Source organism: Streptomyces sp. NPDC093510 (assembly GCF_040683555.1).
Taxonomy (GTDB): Bacteria; Actinomycetota; Actinomycetes; order Streptomycetales; family Streptomycetaceae; genus Streptomyces.
In genome coordinates this window covers 198,059-214,097 of record NZ_JBFBEE010000001.1, presented here as the reverse complement: position 1 = coordinate 214,097, position 16,039 = coordinate 198,059, and the positions used below count along the sequence as shown (strand labels likewise).

Here is a 16,039-nt window from a genome sequence, read left to right as displayed (position 1 = left end):
GACCTGATCGTGATGTGGCTGTCGCGGCGTGGGGAGGGGGCCGGCCGGCCGGTCAGGCCCCCCGGAACGGCACCGTCAGCCAAGGGCTGTCCGGGTCTGTTGTCAGGGCGCGGTGGGCGCGCAGTACGTCCGTGTACCAGGAGCCGAACGACTCCTCGTCGAAGTGCAGGCAGCGGCCCAGGACGTAGCCCGCCGAGAACGTCTCCCAGGAGGCGTACGCGGACCGGGCGGCCTCGGAGGCGCGCTCCAGGGACTTGATCATCTCTGCGTGGGTGGCGTACCGCGCGCCCCGGCCCCAGCGGGCCATCTTCGAGGCGCGGCCGATGTCCCACGCCGCGACCGTGCCGACGTGACCGTCGGGCGGCAGGAGTGCGTCGGCGCGGAACCGGGCCTCGTAGCGGAGCACCTTGCCGACCAGGCCCCGCAGGTGCGCCACGAACTGGTCGAGTTCGGGGTCCTCGCCGGGGCGGTGCGGTTCGCCGGGGCCGCCGGTCTCCACCACGCGGTCCCTGAGCGCCGCCTCGACCTGGTCGCGCCAGAGCTCCGGGTCGACCCGGGGGCCGTGCCGCCGGGCCAGTACGGCGCGGGCGTCCAGGACGAAGTCCCAGTACCAGGGGCTGACGTCACAGGTGAGCAGCCGCTCCTGGAGGGCCAGCCAGTCGTCGCGGTCGTGCACGCCCCACCACTCCGCCAGGCGGCCGATCTCGTTGTGGTGGCCCGCGCCGTGCCAGTCGACGGTGTTCCAGGCGTCGCCGTTGGTGAAGCACAGGTGCGCGCCGCACGCCAGGCCGTGCAGGAGCGGGCTGCCGGGCGCGGGCGTCCTCGTGCGCCGGGTGTCGATGCGGTTCGCGAGGCCGTCGGAGCGGTGGTACCGCTCGTGCAGGTCCGACCAGACCTCCCGTTCGTCGTCGGTGGTCAGGTAGAACTGCCGGCACGGTGTCGCCGCGTTCACGACGAGGAAGTCGACGTCGTCGGGGCAGCCCGCGGCGAGCGAGTCCAGCGTGACGTACTCGTAGACGACGGCGGGATGCGGGCGGGGCAGCACGCCCGCCGTGTAGACCTGCGCGGCCTTCCTGCCGTCCGGCAGGTCGACGGTGAACAACTCGCTCTCGGTGGCGTCGCGTTCGGTCCCGGCCGCGGGCACCGGGCGGTACAGGCCCTCCACGGCTATCGCCCGCAGGTAGCCGTACGCGTCGTCCTCCTGGCACAGCTCGTACAGGTGCTCCTCCAGGTCGGCGGGTGCCTGCCAGGGGGTGCCGTCCTCCGGTGCGGGGAAGTCGGGAAAGACCTCGTCGTGGAGTTCGTCGTCGTGGTCGTTCACGGGGTGGTCGTCGTGCATGGGCGTGCTTCTCCGCTCGGGCGCTGCGCTGGTTCTCGCGATCTCGCACCCTACGCGGGCGCCTCGACTCGCAGGGACTTCAGGCCGTTGATGAAGTGCGAGACGAGTCGGCGCGGCGGCGCGGCGAGCCGCAGGTGTGGCAGGGCACGCGCCGACTCCTCGTAGAACAGGCGGAGTTGGAGCCGGGCGAAGTGTGCGCCCAGGCAGACGTGCGGGCCGTCGCCGAACGCCACGTGTGGGTTGGGTGAGCGCGACAGGTCGAGGCGGTGCGGGTCGTCGAAGACGCGCTCGTCGTGGTGGGCGGACGCGTGGAAGACGACGACCTTGTCCCCGGCGGCGATGCGCGTCCCTGCGAGCTCGGTGTCGCGGGCCGCCGTGCGCCGGAAGCTGAGCACGGGCGGGTGGCTGCGCAGGAGTTCGTCCACGGCGGTGGCGAGGGTGACCTCGCCGGCCCGCAGCCGCTCGTACTCGCCGGGGCTCTCCACGAGCGCGAGCAGTCCGCCGGGCGCCGCGCTCCGTACGGTGTCGTTGCCCGCGACGGTGAGGAGGAAGAAGAACATCTCCAGTTCGGGGGCGGTGAGTTCGGGGTCGGCTGCGAGGGCCGTCAGCACGTCGTCGCCGGGGTGCTCGCGCTTGTGCGCGGCCAGCGTCCGGGCGTACGCGAACATGTCGCGCAGCATCGCGGGCGAGCGGGGATCGACCGGACGGCCGTCGGGCCCCCGCACGGGCGGGGCCGCCTCGTCCGGGTCCTGGTAGCCGATGACGCGCTGGGTCCAGCGCAGCAGCAGGCCCCGGTCGGACGCGGGGACGCCGAGCAGATCGGCGAGGTTGAGCAGGGCGTAGTCGTCGGTGACGGCGGTGACGACGTCGAAGGTGCCGTCGCCGTCGCGGGCGTCCGCCACGGCGGCCGCGAGGAGCGTCCTGGCCCGCTCGCGCACCCGCGCCTCGAACCGCTCGATCCGGCGCGGCGTGAACGCGCGGCTGACCAGTCTGCGCAGCTGGCCATGGTCGGCGGGGCCCGCGCCGCCCGGCGCGGCGGGACCCTGGTTGAGCATCATGCGCCGGATGAACGGCAGGTCGTCCGGGGCGGGATCGCGGATCTGCGTGGCGCCCAGGTACGAGGAGTACGTCGCCGGGTCCTTGAGGACGCGCACCACGTCCGCGTGCCGGGTGACCGCCCAGAACCCCGGGCCCGCCGGCCAGCCGAGCACCTCCGGCTCCTCCTGCCGGGCCACGGGGTGGTGGTCGCGCAGCACCCGGTAGCGGTCGTGGGGGACGCCTTCCGCGTACAGGCGGGGATCGAAGACGTCGGGGACGTCGGGGACGTCGGGGGCGGGCGGTGTCGTCGCGGGCGCGTCCCGCAGGCTCACGCGGCGCCGCCCCGGGAGAGGTCCGTGCCGTCGCCCCGGGAGAGGTCCGTGCCCTCGCCCCGGGACAGCTCCGTACCGCCGCCCCCGGAGCCGTCCGTGCCGTCGCCGTCGTCCGCCGCGCGCAGAAAATCCTCCACCGTACGGATCAGTTCGAGGGGCACCTCGTCCATCGCGTAGTGCCCGGCCCCCGGCAGCTCCGCGAGTTCGCCGTGCGGGTACGAGCTCAGCCACGTGCGGCGCATGAGGTCCGCCGACAGGGCGGGGTCGAGCGCCCCGGTGACGGCGAGCGCGGGGACGGGCGAGCCGTCGACCTCGGTGTGGAAGTCCTCGCCCGCCCACGAGTCCAGCCAGGCGCGGAACGCCTTGGCGTCGCTGACCGCGAGGGAGCGGCGCACCATCCGGTCGAGCCAGGCACGGGGACGTACACCACCCGTGGTGATGTCGAGGATGGCGCGGCGGTTGTCGGGGGCGTGCGCCGCGTCGGCGAACAACTCCCACTGCTCGGGCGGGAGTCGCAGCCCGTTCGCGGGGACGGGCGACACCCCGACGAGGCGGCGCACCCGGTGCGGGGCCGCGGTCAGGACGCGCTGCGCGACGGTGGCGCCCATGGAGTGCCCGATCAGCGAGAACCGCTCCCAGCCGAGCCGGTCGGCCAGATCGAGCACGTCGGCGGCGCCCTCACTCGTCGTGTACGCGCCGACCGCGTCCTTGGCCTCCCCGTACCCGCGCAGATCCACCACCGCGTACTGGAACGCCGCACCGTCCAGGTCCGCGAGCACCGGCCCGTACGCCGACCGGTCGGCGAACCAGCCGTGGACCGCGATCACCTTGTGCGGGCCTTCGCCGAGCAGGGTGTGGGGGAGCAGGAAAGGCGTCACAGCGACTCCGATCGCCGACAGGAGGCCCGGGCGGCACCGGTCGGTGCGGGACCGTGACCACGGTGTCCCCAACCGTGGCGGCGCGCAAGGGCGCGCGCCGAGCGCACCGTGTTCGAGCAGGTGCGGGTGGTGTGCGCAGGGACGCGGGTGAACTTGGCGGACGGCCTGCGGTCCGGCACCGCTGTTGGTCAGAATGTGGCATGGCCATCCGTCGCCTCAGCTACCGGCTCGGCCAGGAGCCGGCATCCGGAACCCCCCGTCTGGTCCCCGCGGACCCGGACGGACGCGGGCAGCAGACGCACGCAGACGCAGACACGGACGCATACGCGGACGCGGACGCGGACGCGGACGCGTTGTGTGCCGTCGTCACGCGTGTCATAGGCGCCGGGACCGAGCTGAGCTACAGCCTGCTGCCGGACGGCGGCCGGCTCCTGTGCGCCGCCCTCCCGGGGCAGCGCGTCGAGGCACTGCACCTGAGCGCCGACACCCCAGGGCCCGGACCCGTGTGGCCGATCGACACCTGGCGCTCCGCCGACTGGGAGACGGGCGCGGAGGAGACGCTCGGCGCCGGGTTCGTCGAGTCCGAACTTCCCGTGCCGGAAGCCCACTTCGACCGCGAACTCCTCGTCGCCTTCGCCAGGGAGCGCGCCGACCGCGTCGCGCCCTTCCTCGCCGACGTGCGCCGGCTCTTCGAGAATCCCGCCGGACGGCAGATCGTCCTCGTGGAGGAGGACTCCGAAACCGTCGCCCGCTGGATCGCGCTCGCCTGCGCCTCCCTCCCCGAGGCGTACGTCGCCGCGCTGACGTTCACCACCTGGACCACCGACCCGTGCCGGGCCCCGCAGCAGATCATCGGCACCGGCCCGGACGCGGACTTCGACCGGTCCCACGACGCCACCGTCGAGTACCTGTACCGCGTGCACGACGGCACGGGCGGCCCGCAGAGCCCGCCCGCGGAGCCCGACGCCTGGGCCCGGCTGACGGCCGAGCGGTGGCTCGCAGGGAACCCGCCCCGCCCCGCCCCCGGAGCGGCCGCACGGCCGGAAGGCCCCTTCGCCCTCATCCCGCTGATCTCCGGCGGGGACCCCGGCGCCACGGGCACGGCCACGGGCACCGCCACGGGCACCCTCTCCGGCGCCGAACTCGCCGGTCTCGGCGGCGACTCCCTGCACGCCGTCATCGACGCCTTCACCCGGTCCGTGAGCAGAGGGGAGGCCGACCCGCGCACCCTCGACGAGCTCGACCGGCTCTGCCGGGGCCTCGACGGCGACCACGCCCTCGCGGCCAGGCCCCTCGCCCTCGCCCTCGTCAAGCACCGGCTCGACGCCTCCCGCGGCAGCGCCGCACTCCCCGACCTGGCCGCCTTCGAAGGACTGCCACTCGGCCAGGAGGCCTGGGCGGAACTGCGCGAGGAGTACGGCGGCCGCGCCGACGACGCCCTGCGCGCCAGGCTCCGCGACCCCGTCACCACCTGGACGGAGCCACTGCGGCTCGCCCTCGCCGTCGGAACCGACGGCGGCCCCGGCCTCGACAAGGCCATGGACCGCCTCGCGGACGCCCTGCTCCACCCCGAGCGGCGCGACTGCGCGCAGGCCGTCCAGGTCCTGACCGAACTCGACCACGTCGCCCTCACCCGCCGCGTGCTCCGGCTGCTCATCGAGGACTTCACCGAACGCAAACTCGACCGCCTGCGGGCCCTCGCCGACTCCCCGCAGGGCGAGTGGCTGCGGCGCAACATCGACGACGCGCCGCTCACCGTCCGCCTCGCCGCGGCCGCCGCGCACTGGAGCGGCCCCCCGGACCGGCTGCGGGGCGCCGAACTCTTCGGGCGGCTCACCGAACTCCTCGCGAGCCGGCGGGTCGAGGACACCAGGACCCTGCTCCTGCTGTGGCGCATGGTGTGGCGCAACGACCCGCCGGACCGCGCCGAACAGCCCTGGGTGGCCCGCACCTGCACCCCCCGCCTCATCATCGAGGCGGACCTCGGCCGCCGCGTCATGGGCTGGCTCAAGGAGCCCGACCACTGCGACCTCGAACTGGTCGAGTTCGCACGGGAGATGCGCGACGACGCCAAGCTGGGCGCCCAGGACCGCGACACCGCCGACCTGCTCGTGACCGCCCAGGACCTCGCCGACGGGCGGCTCGCCCTGAGCAGGAAGTCCGTCGGCCGGCTCCGTGAACTGGGTCGGAAGGTCTCACCGCTCGGCACGGTCCTGCGCAAGGGTGTCGACGAACGGGTGGGCCGAGCCCTCGCCGGGGCGAACCCGCTCGACGTGTGCGAGTCGCACGGACTCCAGATCCTCGTCGCCGCGGGTCCCGACCTGCTGCGGAGCTACCGCGCCCACCTCCTGGACGAGCGGACGTACGACCGCCTCTGCCGCGAACTGCCGGGCAGACCCGCTGAGTTGGCCGCGTACTACCACATCTGGCGGCCCCGGCGGCGGCACGGCGTCAGCGCGGAATGGCGCGAGGTCGCCGCCGAACTGCTCGACCAGACCCTCGCGCCCGTCCTCGCCCACCTCGACCACCACCACCTCGGCCAGGTCGCCACCGTCCTCCAGCGCGAGGGTCAGGACGTACAGGAATGGACGGCATGGCGTCATCGGGTCGCACAGCGGCAGAGCTGACCGTCGCCCGGGAGCGGCACCGGCCTCGGCCCCGGAGCAGAGCCGACCGAGCACACCACCCCACGAAAGGACCAGCGTGAGCGACACCAGCGAGACCGTCGTCGACAACTTCCCCGGCGGCAGCATGGCGAGCCGCCCCGTGCACTTCATCTGGATGCTCGACTGTTCGGGCTCCATGGGCGTCAACGGCAAGATCGGCGAGCTGAACTTCGCGATCCGTGAAGCCATCCCCGAGATGCAGCAGGCCGCCCAGTCCAACCCCGCCGCGTCCCTGCTGGTGCGCGCCATCACCTTCGCCAGCGGCGCGAGCTGGCACGTCGGCGAGCCCACCCCGGTCGACCGGTTCTCCTGGGAGGACGTGCACATTTACGGCGGCACGGACATGGGCGCCGCGTTCAAGCTGGCGGCCGGCGCGCTGCAGACCCCGCCGATGCCGCAGCGCGCCCTGCCGCCCGTGCTCGCGCTCGCCTCCGACGGACAGCCCACCGACGACTGGCGGGCCGGGCTGCGCGCCATCGACGGCACGCCGTGGGGCAAGCGTGCCGTGCGCGTCGCGGTGGCCATCGGTGACGACGCGGACAAGAGCATGCTCAAGGAGTTCCTCGGCAACCCCGAGCTGGAGCCGTTGCAGGCGAAGAACCCGCGCCAGCTCGCCGCCGCCATCCGCTGGATGTCCACTGCGGTCGTCAAGGATGCCTCCACCCCCAAGGTCGACGACGGCGCGAAGCCCGCGACGCCGATCGACGTGCCGTCGATGACCAAGGGCGAAGACGACATCTGGTGACCGGGCCGCAGACGACGACAGGGCCCTGGGCGCTGCTCAGCGGCGCGGTCAAGGGAGTGGCGAAGAAGTACAGCCAGGACCGCGGCACCGCCCTGCCCGTGGCCGGCGGCCGCGCGGTCGTCCTCGCCGTCGCCGACGGGCACGGCAGCGCCGCGCACTTCCGCAGCGACCTCGGGGCGCTCTGGGCGGTCGAGGAGTTCACGGAGTGCGCGGAGGTCTTCGCGCACGAGGCGGCACGCGTCGGCGACGACGCGGCGGGCTGGCCCGCCCTGCGTGAGGAGGCGCGCCGCCTGCCGCAGCAGGTGGGCCACCGCTGGCACGAGCGCGCCCGCATCCACGACGCCAACTCGCCCGCCCACGGCTCCCGTCCGCTCACGGCGGTGGCCCGCACCACACCCGGGCAGCGCGCCGGGGTCCCGGACCTCGCCGCGTACGGCAGCACCCTCATCGGCGCCGTGCTGACCGAACACACCTTGTTCTGCTGGCAGTTGGGGGACGGTGACATCGTGCTCGTGGACGGCGGCGGGGCCCCGCACACCCCGCTCTCCACCGGGCCCGACATGGGCGATGAGACCGATTCGCTCTGTGAGCCCGAGCCTTGGCGCAAGATGCGGTCGCACTGGCAGCCCTTCACCGGCGGCGTGCCGCCGTGTGTGCTGCTCTCCACCGACGGGCTCTCCAAGAGCTTCGCCGACCACCAGGGATTCCTGGACTTCGCCACCGGCCTCGGCGACCGCGCGGCCGAGCAGGGCGTGGCGGCGGTGCAGGCCCAGCTCCCGGACTGGCTGGGGCGGGCGGCCACGTTCTCCGGGGACGACACGACCCTCGTGGGCGCCATAGCGGTGCCCGCGCAGCGCAGCGACGAACCGCAAGGGCAGCAACCTTGAGGCAGAGAGGAACAGAATGGTGAACGGCATGCTCGCCGCCGGAAAGACCCTGGTGGCCGAGTCGGGGGAGAAGCTCAAGGTCGCCGATCTCTTCGGCTCCGGCGGCCAGGGCGAGGTCTACCGCGTCCAGACGCCCACCGGCGACCGCGCGGTCAAGTGGTACTACCCCCAGCTCGCGGACGCCCGCCAGCGGGAGATCCTCGAAGGGCTCATCGCCAAGGGCTGGGACGACCCCCGCTTCCTGTGGCCGCGCTCCATCGTGATGGACCCCGAGGGCAGGCAGCCCGGCTTCGGCTACCTCATGGACGTACGGCCCGCCCGCTTCTGCGACCTGCCGGCGCTGTTCCGCCGCGACCCCTCGGTGGCGTCCGCGACGATGCGCACCCTGGTGACGGTGGCGCTGCACACCGTCGAGGCCTACCGCGCCCTGCACTCCAGGGGCATCGCCTACCGCGACATCAACTGGGGCAACATCTTCTTCGACCCGCGCACCGGCGACGTCCTGGTCTGCGACAACGACAACGCGGTCGTCGAGGGCGCCGAGGCCGCCGTCGCGGGCACCATGGACTTCATGGCGCCCGAACTAGTCCGCGGCGACAAGGGCACCCAGCCCGGCACCCAGAGCGACCTGCACTCCCTCGCCGTGCTGCTCTTCCTGCTCCTGATGAACGACCACCCGTTCAACGGCGCGCTCGCCCTGAACATCCGCTGCATGGACGAGGCGGCCAAGCGCAGGCTGTACGGCACGGACCCGGTCTTCGTCTACGACCCGTCCGACACCCGCAACCGTCCCGTGCCCGGCGAGCAGCCGACCGTCGAGGCGACCTGGGGAGCGCTGCCGCAGATCCTGCGCGACCTGTTCGTGCGGACGTTCACGGACGGCCTGCGCAACCCCACCCTCCGGGTGCGCGAGTCGCAGTGGCGCGACGCGCTCAGCCAGGTCCTCGACGCCATCACGCAGTGCGGCGCGTGCGGCAAGCAGAACCTGACCCAGCCCGACGGCGCGCCCCCCAACTGCTGGAAGTGCCGCACCGTCCTGACGCTGCCGCCCCGCCTCGAACTGGTCACGGGCACGGGTTCGCTCCGCACCAGGCGCGGTATCCGCCTCGCCCCGAGCGCCCGCGTCTACGCGCACCACCTGCGCGACGACCCCGAGCGCCACGACTTCTCCGCCGTGGTCGGCGAGGTCACCGAACACCCCAAGCAGCGCGGCCGCTTCGGCCTCACCAACCGCACCACGTCCGTATGGACGGCCCGCATGGACGACGGCACGGTACGGGACGTCGACCCCGGCAAGACGATCGCCCTCCGCTCCGGCCTCCTCATCGAGTTCGGGGGCGGCACGGAGGCGGTGGTGAAGGAGTGAGGCGCGGCGGGTCCCGCTACCGCAGATCGGCGAGGAGGGCGTCGAGGGCTCTGTGAAGCGCCTCGGCGTTGGCGGGGCCGAACCATGTGGTGCGGATGCGTTCGTTGTTCCCGCCGGGGGTCTCGTGGTCGGCGGCGAGCCGGTCCAGGGAGCGGCTCTCGTCGCTCAGGGCGCGCCCGACGCCCTGGAAGAGCCCGCGGACGTAGCGGTCGGCGTCGTCGGAGTCGATGCCCTGGCCGGCGGCCCACGACGTGAGTGTGGCGAGGTACGCGTAGTGGGAGGTCAACGTGCCCGTCAGCGCGGAGAAGACGTCGAAGGCCGCCTCGTCCGCGACCGGGAGCACGCCGCCCAGACGCCCGAAGAGCGCGTCGGCCACCGGGTGGGACGGGAACGTCACCGTGACGGAGCGGCGTTCACGTATCGAGGGCAGGGGGACGGCCCGCACCAGCGGGGCATCGGTGGCCAGGATCCGGCGCAGCTCGCCGCCGGCGACACCGGCCATCACGTTGAGCACCAGCTTGTCGCCGCCCACCCGCAGGCCGGCCAGCGCCTCGTGCCGGTCCTCGCGGCGTACGGCGACGATCACCACGTCGGAGCGGTCCACCACCTCCTGGTTGTCGGCGCAGACCCGTACACCCTCGTGGCGTGCGGACAGCTCCGCGGCCGTGCGGGCTCCCCGGGGGGAGAGGAACACCTGGGGCGACTCGTCGTCCCCGGCGCCCCCGTTGCCCCCCTCGTACAGGCCGGTGACGATGGCCCGGCCGATCTCGCCCACTCCGATGAGGCCGATGCGCTTGATGCGGATGCGCTGCATTCCGTTCTCCTCCATCTGGCCGCTGTGGCCGCTGTGGTCGCTGTGGTCGTTACGTCGCGAGGGAAGTCCGCAGGAACTCCAGGACCTCCGTCCGTGCCGCCTCCGCGTGCGGCTCCACGCCCGGCAGGGTGAGGAACGCGTGCCGCGCGCCGGGGTACTCGGAGAGCCGTACGGGCGTCCCGGCCTCCCGCAGCCGCGCGGCGTACATGCGGCCGTGGTCGGCGACCGCGTCCCGGGTCGGCACCACCACCAGCGCCGGGGCCGCCCCGCCCAGATCGTCGGCGTACAGCGGGGAGACCGCGCGGGCGTCGGTTCCCGGCGGGGCGGCCAGCCGCTGGAAGAAGCGGAGTTGGGGCACGGCGCGGGTCGGGCTGTACCCGTACTTGGCGATCGAGGCGTGGTCGAACATCGTCCCTGTCACATCGACGGCGGGATTCACCAGCACCTGCGCCGCGAGCCGCAGGCCGGCCTCCCGGGCCCGTATCGCCGCCAGGGCACTGATCAGCGCGCCGCAGCTCTCGCCGAACACGGCCGTGCGGGCCGGGTCGACGCCCCACCGCGCGGCGTGCCGCACCACGTGCCGGAGCACGTCCCAGCCGTCGTCGGCGGCTGCCGAGAGCGGAGTGTTCTCGTCGAGGAGGCGGTGCTCGACCGAGACGACGAGCGCGGGCAGGCGGGCGGCGACGTGGCTGTTGGCCCAGTCGCACTGCACGGCCGTGCCCACGACACCGCCTCCATGGACGTGCAGCACGAGCGGTAGCGGGCCCTGGTCGCCGCCGGGCGCGGAAGCCGGCCGGTACACCCGGACCGGAATCGCGCGGCCGGGCAGCGCCACCTCCTGCCAGTGCATCGCGGCACCGGGATCAGGGACCCCGAGGAGCGCCCGCGCCCCCTCGGACGCCCGGAAGCGGTTCTCCGCATCGCGGTAGGCGACCAGTTCATCGGTCGTCAGCGTCGCCCAGTCCGGCTCCGGCGGCCGCTCCACGGCAGTGACGTCACTCATGTCTCCTCCTGCTTCGAAAGGCGGGAACGACGATCCGAGACGCAAACCTACGCCGTAGGTTCACGGTCGGCACGCTAATTTCTACGGTGTAGGTTTGGCAAGGAGCGGCTTGAAGCGGCTTGGAGCGGCATGGAGCTGTACGGAGCGAAATGGAGTGGGGCGGACGTGGCCAGACGCACGCAGGGCACATCGGCGGGACTCGACCGCGAGCGCATCGCCGCCGCCGCCGTCGCACTGGTCGACCGCGACGGACTGGAGCGCTTCGGGGTGCGGCGTCTCGCTCAGGAGCTCGGCGTCGACCCGATGTCGATCTACCACCACATCAAGGGCAAGGCGGCCCTGTTGGACGCGATCTCCGAGGCGGTGCTCGCCGAGGTGGCGGCCCCCACGGGCGAGGACACGTCCCCGGGCTGGGAGGGCGTCGCCCGCAGGACGGCCCACGGCTACCGCGACATGGCCTACCGCCACCCCAGGGTCTTCCCGCTGCTGGTGACGCGCGCCCAGACCTCGCCGGTGGCCGTCGCCGCCCTGGAGGAACTGGTCGCCGCGATGCGCGCGGCCGGACTGCCCGGCCAAGTGGCCGCGGACGCGCCCATGGTGCTGTTCAGCTTCCTCAACGGGCATCTGGCGGCACGCACCGGCGGCGGACCCGACGGACCCGCCGCGGTGCCCGCGTTCGACGCCGACGCCTACCCGGCCATGACCGCGATCGGCCCTCTCATGGCCGATTTCGGCTCCGTGGCGGAGTTCGACCGGATGCTCGACACGGTGCTCGCGGGGATCAGGGACCAGGCAGGCCGCACGGCCTGACGGTGTGCGTGACGGTGTGCGTGACGGCGTGCGTGACGGCCAGTCAGGGGCGTCGGCGGCGCCAGTGGCGGCGCCACCAGGTGATCCAGCGGGACGGGGCGGGCGGCGCCGGGGGAGGCGGTGGCGGGGGTGCCGCGGGCAGGGTGGCGCGGGTCGGGGGCGGGGTGATCGCCACCGCGTCGGGGCGCGGGAGCGGTGTCACCGTGACGGTGCACTCCGCCGCCGAGACGGGGAGGTCGACGGGGTGTCCGGCGCGGTGCGCACTGCGTGCGACGCGCCGCTCCCCGCCCCGCTGCCCGTCGGTCCACGCCGCGCGCACCAGGACCGCGGGCTCCGGCCAGTCGAAGCGCAGCTCGGCGCGGTCGGCGGCGACCCTGCGCACTTCCAACACCCCTATGGCGGCCGGGTGTTCGATGACGAGGCTCGGTCCGGACACCGCCCGTTCACCCAGGACGCTCACCGCTGTGACGCGGACCCGCTGCTCGGGCGCGGGCGCCAGCTCGACGCGCGACTCGGCGCCGACCGCGGTCGCCGGGAGCCGGTCCACGAGGCCGACGAGGTCGGACACGTCCGTGCCGGGCTCGACGGGGCCCGCCGTCCACGGCAGGAGCAGCCCGTCGCCGAGCGCGGGCGGCCGCCACGCGATGGTCACCCGCCCGCCGTCCGCGTGCCGCCGCACGGTGAGTTCCTCCACCGGTGACGGCCACTGCTCGGCGCGCGCGGTGACGGTCACCCCGCGGGACCAGACCAGGTCGCCGTCGGGATCGCGGTAGCCGCAGCGCACCTCGTACGTGTACGTTCCCGGGGCGAGCGGCACGTCGAGCACCCGGTCGTGCTCGCAGTCCAGCCGCACCAGCGACGACGCGCCCCAGCCGCCGGCGTCGGACCCCGCACCGGACCGCGTCACCCGCACCTCGGCCGCCGCCGGGTCCGGCCGCCACCGCAACCGCACCCCGCCCGGCACGACGGTGGCGCGCAGCTCCGTCACCACCGGGGTGAGCAGCACGGGGGCGGTGACGCGCGGCACGCCCGCGATGCGGTCGCGGAGCAGGGGCACGACGGCGTACCGGAGGGGGCGGCCGACGGGCGCGTCCGCGTCGACGGAGTGCGGGCCCCTCTCGCCCGCCGCCGTCTCGACGGCCAGGTCCGCGGCACCGTCGGGGAAGCGCAGGACGCGGTACGAGACGTCACCGCGGCGGTCGCCCCGCTCGGGCGCGCACCAGGAGAGGCGTACGGCACGGTCGTCGGTCGCGGCCGTCACCCCTGAACCCGCCGGTGCGAACGGGTCGTCGGCGAGAAGCGCGGCCACCCGCAGCAGCCCCGCCTGGGCCCGCGGGTCGTCCCTGGCGAGCCGCAGCGCGCCCAGCCAGGCGCGGGCAGCCGTGCGCAACGCGCCGGTGGCCTCCGCCTCGGCACCGTCGGCGGCCAGCCGTCCGACCTCCGCGGCCCGTGCGCGGACGCCGTCGACGAGCGCCGTGAGGCGGTGGTCGGCCGGGCCGTCGGAGTACTCGCAGGCGCGCGGGAGTCGCGTGACGAGCCGCTCCGCCTCGCGCAGCCGCACGCCGGGCCACACGTCGTTGAGGGTCTCGGCGGCATGCCGGGCGGGTCCGGTCGCGGGGAACCCCGCGGCGACGGCCGACGCGAGCAGGCCCGCCTCGCCGCGGTGCACGCCGAGGGCGACGGCCTCGGCCTCGCCTGGCCGCTCGCCGCCGTCCCTGAGGAGGCAGCACACCTCCCACAGGACCAGGTGCCGCAGCCCCATGGCGTCGTCCCGCACCAGCGTCTCCAGCGTGTCGACCACGGCGGCCGCCGTGTCGGCGCGCGCGTCCGAAGAGGACAGCCACCGGCCGCGCGCCTGCCGGACGAACGACAGGTCGGCGCGCTGCCAGATGCCGCCGCGGCCCGGGAACCAGAGGCCGTCGAGGACGCGGAAGCCGTCGTCCGTGGCGGCCTTGGGGAGCGTGCCGAAGACGGCGTCGTGCGCGGGGGCGGGAGTGGGCGCGCGCAGGGCGTCCGCCGCGTGCCGGAAGTTCAACCGCGCGAATTCATCGCGCAGCCGGAGGTATCCGCGCAGGCCGGGGCAGCGCGGCAGGGTGGGCAGCGGCGGCCGCGCGCCGCTCGCCCCCGGGTGCTCGCCGGGACGCAGGACCGCCATGGCTCAGCCGCCCGGCGCCGTGTAGAAGTACACGCGGACCACCGCGGTCTCCGCGCGCTTGCCGAGGCTGTGGTAGTCGTCCGTCGCCGTCTTCTTCGTGAACATCTCGGGACGGGCCTTGCCGAGCAGGCCGTTGACGCGGTGGGCGTAGACCGTGCCGTTCGAACTGCCGCCGAAGGTCAGGACGAGCGCGGCTTCGCGGCCCGACCACTTCCGGGTGTCCTTCGCGATCTGCCGGACGAGGTCGCCCTTGTTCCTGCCCGCCACCTCGAACTCCTGCGGGTGGCGGTCCACCGCGCGCGGGCCCGTCGGGGTGGGCGACGCCGAACCGCCCTTGGAGGGGCGGGGTTCGGGGCGGTCGTCGGCCTGCGGGTCGGGCCGGTCGGCCATCGACACCAGCGCGAGCACGAGCAGCAGGTCGGCGAAGAGCCACCCCGCGAGCGCGACGACGCCGAGCCGGCCGCCGCGCCGCCGCGGGCCCCGGCCTGCTCGGCTCACGCGGTGCCTCCGTCCCGCCGGGCGGGCGGCGGAATCCGCGTCGTCGGCGCGTCGAGCGGCGCGTCGAGCGGCGAGTCCGGCGGGGTGTCGATCGGCGTGTCCAGTGGCCGTTCGAGCGGCGGGTCGAGCGGCGGGTCGAGCGGCGGGCTCGGGGCGGGGAAGGAACTCTCCTCGGCGGGGCGGCCGTTGGCGGAGGACGCGTCGGGGGAACGGCTCCCGTTCACGGAGCCGCCGTGAGGGCTGCCGTCGGAGCCGCCGTGAGGGCTGTCGTGGGAGCTGACATGGGAGCCGTCGTACGCCCCGCTCCGCCCTGTCAGCGAGGGCAGCGCGCCCGCCAGCGTGTCCATGCGGGCGTCGAGGCGGGCCGCCGCGTCCTGCCAGTGGGCCGCCGCCGCGTCCCAGCGCTCCGTGGCCTCACGCATGCCGTCCACCGCCTCGCCCGTGCGCCCGGTGCTCGTCACCAGGGCCTGCGAGGCCAGCTCGGTCGCCTTCGCCACCGACTCGGACTTCGCCACGAGCGACTGCTGGGCCGCCACCAGGGCCTTGAGGGACGCCTCGACCGTGTCGCCCGCCGCCTTGACGTGGTCGACGATGCCGCGGGTCGCGAGCGCGTTGGCCCGGCCCGCCTTGACCGTCTCCTCCGTGCCGTCGCGCAAGGTCGTGTTGATGCGGTCCGCCGCGTCGCCGAGCTTCGGCACTTCCTTCGTGAGGGACTGCGCCGCCTGCGTGAGTGCGGCGGTGGCCTGGCCGACCGACGTGGTGGCCCCGGTGAGCGCGTTGTGGCTCCGCTCCGCCTTGTTCGTCAGCTGCTGCATCTTCAGGGCGGCCTTCGTCAGCTCCGCCGTGAACTGCTGCGGCGACGCGCTGCGGTACGGCGCGAGCAGCATCTGTGTGCGCGTGAGCACCGACGCCAGCTCCGCGAGGAGCCGGTCCTGCTCCGCCTCCCGCGCGTCCTCGGCGCGTTCGGCGCGCACCCGCACCCGCGCGTGCAGTGCGGACAGGCCCACGAGCAGGGCGATCAGGAGGACCGCCATCAGCGCCACGTTCTCGAACCGCCCGAGCGGCGAGAGGTGCCCGCCGAAGCCGGACTGCCACAGCTGGAGGAAGGGGCGCGTGGACTGCTCGGGGTCCTCCTTCGCGAGTTCCCCGTACGCGCGCACGGCCTCCCGCAGTCCGTACCAGGTGATCAGCAGCGGTACGAAGACGAGCACCCCGAGGGCCGCCTCCAGGAGCCGGTCGTGCCGCCCCGACACCGCGCCCGTGGACGCCCGGACGCTCTCGGGGCGTACATAGGACTGGACGAGGTCGATCTCCGCCCACCGGTCGAGCTGGTTCGAGGAGCTCAAGTCCTGGTGCAGCACGGTCAGTTCGTCCGAGCGCGGCGCGAGCGCGGGCAGGACCGCCAGCCGCCGCAACTCCTTGACGATCAAGGCTTTGTCGAGCAGTTGTGCGGGCGTCAAACGGAACCCTCCCTGGCTTACGGGCCTGGCTTACGGGGGTGCTTCACG

13 protein-coding genes are annotated in these 16,039 nt (G+C 74.2%); 5 read left to right on the top strand and 8 right to left on the bottom strand.

The window, feature by feature from the left end; all coding sequences use genetic code 11:
- Positions 1 to 52 precede the first annotated feature (52 nt).
- Genes AB0N81_RS00820 through AB0N81_RS00810 form a run of 3 tightly spaced genes read right to left on the bottom strand, consistent with a single transcriptional unit; the run spans position 53 to position 3,587 of the window.
- Positions 53 to 1,339, bottom strand: a complete 1,287-nt coding sequence (locus tag AB0N81_RS00820) for a DUF1266 domain-containing protein (RefSeq protein ID WP_365354422.1) — start codon at positions 1,337 to 1,339, stop codon at positions 53 to 55.
- 50 nt (positions 1,340 to 1,389) lie between these two features.
- Positions 1,390 to 2,709 (bottom strand): cytochrome P450, encoded by a 1,320-nt coding sequence (locus AB0N81_RS00815; RefSeq protein ID WP_365354421.1) that lies wholly within the window; start codon positions 2,707 to 2,709, stop codon positions 1,390 to 1,392.
- The gene (locus AB0N81_RS00810) at positions 2,706 to 3,587 is read right to left on the bottom strand and encodes an alpha/beta hydrolase (protein ID WP_365354420.1); all 882 of its coding nucleotides are present in this window, start codon (positions 3,585 to 3,587) and stop codon (positions 2,706 to 2,708) included. Before AB0N81_RS00810 ends, AB0N81_RS00815 begins: the two co-directional genes overlap by 4 nt.
- Before the next feature lie 200 nt (positions 3,588 to 3,787).
- Between AB0N81_RS00810 and AB0N81_RS00805 the strand changes: the two genes are divergently transcribed.
- From AB0N81_RS00805 to AB0N81_RS00790, 4 genes are all read left to right on the top strand, one after another.
- Entirely contained in the window at positions 3,788 to 6,214 is a 2,427-nt protein-coding gene (locus AB0N81_RS00805) for a GTPase-associated protein 1-related protein (protein WP_365354419.1), read from the top strand.
- Between the two features lie 124 nt (positions 6,215 to 6,338).
- On the top strand, positions 6,339 to 6,998 hold the full coding sequence (locus AB0N81_RS00800) for a tellurium resistance protein (protein WP_365354825.1): 660 nt from the start codon (positions 6,339 to 6,341) through the stop codon (positions 6,996 to 6,998).
- Complete coding sequence (locus AB0N81_RS00795) at positions 6,995 to 7,885, top strand: protein phosphatase 2C domain-containing protein (RefSeq protein ID WP_365354417.1); 891 nt, start codon at positions 6,995 to 6,997, stop codon at positions 7,883 to 7,885. Before AB0N81_RS00800 ends, AB0N81_RS00795 begins: the two co-directional genes overlap by 4 nt.
- 16 nt (positions 7,886 to 7,901) lie before the next feature.
- The gene (locus tag AB0N81_RS00790) at positions 7,902 to 9,251 is read left to right on the top strand and encodes a serine/threonine-protein kinase (RefSeq protein ID WP_365354415.1); all 1,350 of its coding nucleotides are present in this window, start codon (positions 7,902 to 7,904) and stop codon (positions 9,249 to 9,251) included.
- A 16-nt stretch (positions 9,252 to 9,267) separates the two neighbouring features.
- Here AB0N81_RS00790 and AB0N81_RS00785 read toward each other — a convergent pair whose 3' ends face one another.
- Positions 9,268 to 10,065 carry an NAD(P)-binding domain-containing protein gene (locus tag AB0N81_RS00785; RefSeq protein ID WP_365354414.1) on the bottom strand — a complete coding sequence of 266 codons (798 nt, stop codon included), beginning with the start codon at positions 10,063 to 10,065 and terminating at the stop codon, positions 9,268 to 9,270.
- 49 nt (positions 10,066 to 10,114) lie between these two features.
- Positions 10,115 to 11,068, bottom strand: coding sequence for an alpha/beta hydrolase (locus tag AB0N81_RS00780; RefSeq protein ID WP_365354413.1), 954 nt, complete (start codon positions 11,066 to 11,068; stop codon positions 10,115 to 10,117).
- A 165-nt stretch (positions 11,069 to 11,233) separates the two neighbouring features.
- Between AB0N81_RS00780 and AB0N81_RS00775 the strand changes: the two genes are divergently transcribed.
- Positions 11,234 to 11,878: a TetR/AcrR family transcriptional regulator C-terminal domain-containing protein gene (locus tag AB0N81_RS00775; protein ID WP_365354412.1), complete on the top strand. Its 645-nt coding sequence runs from the start codon at positions 11,234 to 11,236 to the stop codon at positions 11,876 to 11,878.
- A gap of 43 nt (positions 11,879 to 11,921) precedes the next feature.
- On the opposite strand, the gene AB0N81_RS00770 is transcribed toward AB0N81_RS00775, so the two are convergent.
- The 3 genes from AB0N81_RS00770 to AB0N81_RS00760 are packed head-to-tail and all read right to left on the bottom strand — an operon-like array spanning position 11,922 to position 15,991.
- Positions 11,922 to 14,033 (bottom strand): hypothetical protein, encoded by a 2,112-nt coding sequence (locus AB0N81_RS00770; RefSeq protein ID WP_365354410.1) that lies wholly within the window; start codon positions 14,031 to 14,033, stop codon positions 11,922 to 11,924.
- Positions 14,034 to 14,036: 3 nt separating this feature from the next.
- Positions 14,037 to 14,531: a hypothetical protein gene (locus AB0N81_RS00765; RefSeq protein ID WP_365354408.1), complete on the bottom strand. Its 495-nt coding sequence runs from the start codon at positions 14,529 to 14,531 to the stop codon at positions 14,037 to 14,039.
- The gene (locus AB0N81_RS00760) at positions 14,528 to 15,991 is read right to left on the bottom strand and encodes a hypothetical protein (protein WP_365354407.1); all 1,464 of its coding nucleotides are present in this window, start codon (positions 15,989 to 15,991) and stop codon (positions 14,528 to 14,530) included. Before AB0N81_RS00760 ends, AB0N81_RS00765 begins: the two co-directional genes overlap by 4 nt.
- Positions 15,992 to 16,039 lie beyond the last annotated feature (48 nt).

Coding starts and splice junctions, on each gene's coding strand:
- AB0N81_RS00770 (WP_365354410.1), bottom strand. CDS start 14,033: ATGGCGGTCCTGCGTCCCGGCGAGCACCCGGGGGCGAGCGGCGCGCGG.
- AB0N81_RS00785 (WP_365354414.1), bottom strand. CDS start 10,065: ATGCAGCGCATCCGCATCAAGCGCATCGGCCTCATCGGAGTGGGCGAG.
- AB0N81_RS00805 (WP_365354419.1), top strand. CDS start 3,788: ATGGCCATCCGTCGCCTCAGCTACCGGCTCGGCCAGGAGCCGGCATCC.
- AB0N81_RS00820 (WP_365354422.1), bottom strand. CDS start 1,339: ATGCACGACGACCACCCCGTGAACGACCACGACGACGAACTCCACGAC.
- AB0N81_RS00790 (WP_365354415.1), top strand. CDS start 7,902: ATGGTGAACGGCATGCTCGCCGCCGGAAAGACCCTGGTGGCCGAGTCG.
- AB0N81_RS00800 (WP_365354825.1), top strand. CDS start 6,339: ATGGCGAGCCGCCCCGTGCACTTCATCTGGATGCTCGACTGTTCGGGC.
- AB0N81_RS00780 (WP_365354413.1), bottom strand. CDS start 11,068: ATGAGTGACGTCACTGCCGTGGAGCGGCCGCCGGAGCCGGACTGGGCG.